Origin of the sequence: Rhizobium pisi (genome assembly GCF_003938655.1) — a bacterium.
In the GTDB taxonomy this organism is placed as follows: Bacteria; Pseudomonadota; Alphaproteobacteria; order Rhizobiales; family Rhizobiaceae; genus Rhizobium; species Rhizobium pisi.
This window is the reverse complement of sequence record NZ_RJJT01000071.1, coordinates 1-845: the sequence shown is the minus strand read 5'-3', so window position 1 is coordinate 845 and position 845 is coordinate 1. Positions and strand designations below refer to the sequence as shown.

Here is an 845-nt window from a genome sequence, read left to right as displayed (position 1 = left end):
GCGTTCTGCTGAGGCTTGCCGGGCTGGATGTAGTTCAATGCGATGCCTTGGGTCTCTGCCCATTCGACCAGTTTCGAACTGACATATTCAGGGCCATTATCAACCCTGATTGCCAGCGGCTTGCCCCGCCATTCGATGATCTGGTTGAGGCTGCGCACGACCCGCTCGGCAGGAAGTGAGAAGTCAACCTCGATCCCCAGTCCCTCTCGGTTGAAGTCGTCCAACACGTTCAGAAGCCTGAACTGGCGACCGTCCGCCAAGCGATCCGCCATGAAGTCCATCGACCAGATCATGTTCGGCGCTTCGGGCACCGCCAGTTCCTCTGGCTTCTCGCGCTTCAGCCGCCGCCGGGGCTTGATCCTGAGGTTCAGCTCAAGCTCCCGGTAGATGCGGTAGACGCGTTTGTGGTTCCAGCGATGGCCCTGGACATTGCGCATATACAGGAAGCAGAGACCGAATCCCCAGGTCTTCTTCACCTTCACAAGCCCAAGCAGCAGATCGGCGATCTGATCGTTGTCGAAATTACGTTGGGGACCATACCGATAACACGTCTCGCTGACGCCAAATGTCCTGCATGCCAGCGCGATACTTACACCGCGTTGCGCCACTACTTTCTCGGCCAGCTCTCGGCGCTGAGATGGCCGCGTCATTTTTTTCCGAGAGCCTCCTTCAGCAGATCGGCTTGCATGCTCAAGTCGGCATACATCCGCTTCAATCGACGGTTCTCGTCCTCAAGAGCCTTCATCTGGCTCATCATCGAGGCGTCCATGCCCCCATACTTTGCCCGCCACTTGTAAAAACTGGCACTGCTGATGCCATGCTCCCGGCAAAGCTCAGGTACGGGG

At 57.6% G+C, this 845-nt stretch carries 1 pseudogene; it reads right to left on the bottom strand.

The window, feature by feature from the left end:
* A pseudogene (locus EFD55_RS32935) lies at positions 1 to 845 on the bottom strand (IS3 family transposase); the annotation flags it as partial.